Origin of the sequence: Bradyrhizobium sp. (assembly GCF_049798375.1) — a bacterium.
GTDB lineage: Bacteria > Pseudomonadota > Alphaproteobacteria > Rhizobiales > Xanthobacteraceae > Bradyrhizobium.
On sequence record NZ_JBARGP010000003.1, the window covers coordinates 1 to 4,742 of the forward strand.

The following is a 4,742-nucleotide window of genomic DNA, read 5'->3' on the forward strand; positions in this document are numbered from 1 at the left end:
CTCGCCCCGGACGAGATCGTCACCACGTCGCGACAATTCCCCGGGCACATGCGTGCCGATGTGCAGGTCGCCATCGACAAATTATTCTCAGGCGCACCGCTGCGCTTCTTCGGTCTGCACGAGCAGTACCGTTCCGATAGCTTGACGTACGCCAACCTGTTGCGGACCGCAGAGCCAGCGATGATCTCCGCGGCGCAATTCCTGGACATCGACGTCGGTGACGATGGGCCGGTCAAGTGCCTCAAGAACGGTTTGTGGCTCGGCCGTGACGGCGACCAGCGTTACGCGTTCATGCTGTCGTTCAACCGTGAGTATGGTAGCGCGGCCTATAGCCATGTCGAGATTGCGGTGCCGGCCGGCGAAGATGGCGCAAGCTTCGTCCGGCGCTGTTTCGCCGAGCTCGAAGCGGCAATCAGCTTGGCGCGGTCGTACCGCGGCAAGGTCTTGTCGCTCGAAGGAGAGGCCAACTACCGCGGCCGCTCGCAGGGCATCATGGTGCACCGGCTGCCGCATGTCGGCCGCGACGAGGTCATCCTGCCCGAGCCGACGCTGAAGCTGCTCGACCGCAACGTGATCCGCTTCATCGAGAGCCGCGAGGCGCTGCGGCGGCTCGGCCAATCGACACGCAAGGGCATTCTGCTTTATGGCCCGCCGGGCACCGGCAAGACCCACACCATCCGCTACCTCGCGGCCAATCTGCCGGGTCACACCACGCTGCTCATCACCGCCGAGCAGATGGGGCTGTTGCCGCACTACATGGCGCTGGCGCGGCTGCTGCAGCCGGCGATGGTGGTGATCGAGGACGTCGACCTGATCGCCCGCGCCCGCGAGGACATGAACAGCCTGTGCGAGGAATCGCTGCTCAACAGCCTGCTCAACGAGATGGACGGCCTGAAGGACAATGCCGACATCCTGTTCGTGCTGACCACCAACCGGCCCGAGCAGCTCGAGGGCGCGCTGGCGGGGCGGCCGGGACGGGTCGACCAGGCCATCGAAGTGCCTCTGCCCGACGACGTCGGCCGTTCCAAGCTGGTGCGGCTATATGGCGGCGGCCTGGCGCTGACGGACGTGATCGTGGCCGATGCGGTGGTGCGCACCAAAGGCGTCAGCGCGGCCTTCATCAAGGAGCTGATGCGCCGTGTCGCGCAGTTCAACGTGACGCGCGGCGATGGCAGCGCAGCAAGCTCTGACGATCTCGCCGAGGCGCTGGACGACATGCTGTTCACCGGCGGCCGGTTGAACGTCAGGCTGCTCGGCGGCGCCGATGGTGGGCCGCTGCACGCCCTCGAGTCAGTCTGATCGGTTTGCGCATGCCGCTCTCCGCCGTCAGCATCAAGTACTATCGCTCGGTCCGCAAGCTCTGGCTTCCGGTCGAGCAGCTCAGCATCTTCGTCGGCGCCAACGGCGTCGGCAAGACCAACCTCTACAAGGCATTGGCGCTGTTGCGCGCCGCCGCCGACGGCACCATCACGCGCGCCATCGCGGAGGAGGGCGGGCTCAACTCGGTGCTTTGGGCCGGTCCGCGCAAGGACCGCAAGCCGGTGCGGCTGGTGCTCAAGGCGCTGTTCGACGAGCTGGACTATGGTGCCAAGGCCGGGATGCCGCATTCTTACGAGGTGCAGCTCGGCATACCCCATCCTGACGAGGCCGCGTTTGGTCTGGAGCCGATGATCAAGGCGGAGCGTCTGACCAGTCACCATGGCCGGCGCGACGTGGTGATGATGGACCGCACCGGGTCGGTGGTCATGTTGCGCAATGACAAGGGCGAACGGGAAAGCCACGAATTCGCAGTGCTGTCATCCGAGACCGCGCTGGCTGCGTTCCGCGACGGCGCCCGCTATCCCGAGCTCGAGGCGATCAGGCGGGAGCTGTTAGGCTGGCGGCTCTATCATGATTTTCGCACTGATGCCGGTTCGCCGATCCGTCAGCCCTGCCATGCCATCACAACGCCGACATTGTCGTCGGATGGTCATGACCTTGCCGCGGTGCTGGCGACGCTGTCGGTCATCCGCGGGGATACGACTGAAATCGGTGCCGCCATCCACGACGCCTTTCCCGGCGCGCGCCTGCGCGCATTCCAAGAGGGCAGCCTGTGCGCCGTGAGCCTGACCTTTCCCGACATGCCCAGGCCCTTTGCGGCGCACGAGCTGTCGGATGGCACGCTCAAATATCTCTGCCTGCTCGGCGCGCTGATGGGCTATCGGCTGCCGCCGCTGATCGCGCTGAACGAGCCGGAGGCGAGCCTGCATCCCACGCTGCTGCCGCCGCTCGCCCGCCTGATCGCATCAGCCGCCGGACGCAGCCGGATCTGGATCGTCACCCATTCCGAGGAGTTCGCCGGGCACCTCAAGGAGGAGACCGGGAAGCCGGCGCGGCGCGTCATCAAGTCGAAGGGCGCGACTGGCATCGAAGGGCTGAAGCTCTCGGGCGTGTTTGCCGACGAGGATGACGAGGACGATGCCGACGCGGATGATGTCGACGATGAGGACGAAGATGAGGAGGCATGATGTTTCGCGCGGCAGACGAAGCCGTCGCGCCTGCATCCACGGTTATGGTCGCTCTATCAGCACTTTCACGCGTCCGTGTTGAGAGGCGCCGCCGGGCTCTGATAAGCAGGCTGCCGGGCCGGTGACTTTGTCCGGTCCGCCGCGACAGCCGGCTCGACGTGCGGCACGCGGACATCAGCCAAACCGGGGACACGATCATGACACGAGTATCATTGGTTCTGGCTGCGCTTGGCGGCCTGATGAGCGTCGCCGTTCAACCTGCATTTGCGGCCGATGTGAAGGTCACGCCACTGGGCAGCCATGACGGCGAGTTCTGCGCGCTCGACCGCGCGATGATCTTCGAGGATCCCTACGGCACGCGGATCCTCTACGACGCAGGGCGCACTGTGCGCGGCGCCGATGATCCCAGGCTCGGCAGGATCGACGGTGTGCTGCTCAGCCACGCCCACGGCGACCATCTCGGCGACATCCATGCCGCGAAGGCGAATGCCGGCGACTGCGGCAAGCCGGAATTCGACGTCACCGATACCCCTAGCTCGAACACCGAGAAGATCGTGGTCGCGAAAAAGGCCAAGTTCTTTGTCGGCGGCGAGATGAACAGCTTCTTCGGTACGCGGATTCCCGCGGCCGGCGGCGACAAGGCGCAGGTGATCACGCTGCGGTTCGGCGCCATGGCCAAGCTCGGCGGCGTCTCGATCTGGAGCGTCCCGGCGGCGCACAGCAACGGCGTCAGCCCGGCGTTTCTCTCCGGCGATCTCGCCAAGCAGATGCAGGCCAACGGCCTGACCGCCGACGTCGGGCCGCCCGGCGGCTATGTGCTGCGCTTCTCCAACGGGCTCACGGTTTATCTGTCGGGCGACACTGGCGTGATCGCAGACCAGGAAGCCGTGATCCAGCGCGAATTTCACGCCAAGCTCGCCGTGCTGAACATCGGCGACGTCTTCACGACCGGTCCCGCGACCGCGGCCTATGTCATCAACGATCTGGTCAAGCCGGCCGCGGTGATCCCCTCGCATGCCAACGAGGCGGCGACCAAGGACGGCAAGCTGCTGCCGAACACCCGGACGGCCGCCTTCAAGGAAGCGGTGCACATCCCGGTCTATCTGCCGCTGAGTGGCAAGACCATGGAGTTCGACGCCGACGGCAAGTGCACCGGCGGCTGCTGATCGCGGCTCGCGCCCCGTCGTGAGCGCAAGGCCAGGCGGCGGATTTGCGGTTTGCCCTCCGCCTGCCGCGATGGTCTGATGCCATCTTAACAGCAGGCTGCATGAGCAGGAACAGGTCGTGCAGCCTTGTGTCACGTTAGCATTGCGTTACGTCGACTGATGTGCTGCCCAAAAACAGAGCGGACCACCGGAGGAGCTGCCAGATGGCGATCATCGATTCCCAGGTTCATGCCTATGAGGCGAACACGCTGAAGCGGCCCTGGGCGACCGTGCCGAACTGGCCTGATCACGTCACCGGCGATGAGATGGTAGCGGCGATGGACAAGGTTGGCGTCGATGGCGCCATCTTCATCTCCGCCTTTTCGATGTATCGCTACGACGCCAGCTATGCCGTGGAGGTGCAGCGCGCGCATCCGACCCGGCTCGCCATCGTCAAGCCGGTCGATCCGGATGATCCGGCGGTCGAGGACGTCATCGCCGACTGGAAGGCGACGCCGGGCACCGTCGGCATCCGCATCATTCTGACGCCGGAGCTGAAGCGCGACCCGGCCAGCCCGGTCATCGACCGCATTGCGCGCGCGGCGGTGCGGCACGACTTCCCAGTCAACGTGCTGTGTTGGGGCAATCTCGACGCCGGCGCCACGCTGATTGATCGCCATCCCGACACCCGCTTCATCCTCGATCATCTCGGCATCCTGCAGCCGCGCGTGCCGCCGGCGCCGCAGGACGCGAAGGATTCTTGGGCCGATCTTCCAAAAGTTCTCGAACTTGCGAGACGTCCGAACGTCGTGATCAAGGTCAGCGGCGCCTGCACGCTGTCGCACGAGCCCTACCCGTATCAGGACATCTGGGATCCCTTGGCGAGCATCTTCGACGCCTGGGGCTTCGAACGCTGCCTCTGGGGCACCGACTGGACCCGCGCCTTTGCGGTCGTCAATTACGAACAAGCCGTCGAGCCGTTCCTGCGCACCGACCGCCTCAGCGAAACCGAGCGCGCCATGTTGATGGGCGGCGCCTGCGCCAAGGCCTATCGCTGGTTGCCCGCGAAGGGCTGAGTGTTTTCCAACCG

4 protein-coding genes are annotated in these 4,742 nt (G+C 65.5%); all 4 read left to right on the plus strand.

Annotated features, from left to right (window positions below):
• Positions 1 to 1,299: AAA family ATPase (locus tag WA702_RS00040; protein WP_425108480.1), on the plus strand; the 1,299-nt coding region annotated here is incomplete at its 5' end.
• A gap of 11 nt (positions 1,300 to 1,310) precedes the next feature.
• Positions 1,311 to 2,507: an AAA family ATPase gene (locus WA702_RS00045; protein ID WP_425108481.1), complete on the plus strand. Its 1,197-nt coding sequence runs from the start codon at positions 1,311 to 1,313 to the stop codon at positions 2,505 to 2,507.
• A 197-nt stretch (positions 2,508 to 2,704) separates the two neighbouring features.
• On the plus strand, positions 2,705 to 3,673 hold the full coding sequence (locus tag WA702_RS00050; protein WP_425108482.1) for an MBL fold metallo-hydrolase: 969 nt from the start codon (positions 2,705 to 2,707) through the stop codon (positions 3,671 to 3,673).
• Positions 3,674 to 3,876: 203 nt separating this feature from the next.
• Positions 3,877 to 4,728, plus strand: a complete 852-nt coding sequence (locus WA702_RS00055) for an amidohydrolase family protein (RefSeq protein WP_425108483.1) — start codon at positions 3,877 to 3,879, stop codon at positions 4,726 to 4,728.
• Positions 4,729 to 4,742 lie beyond the last annotated feature (14 nt).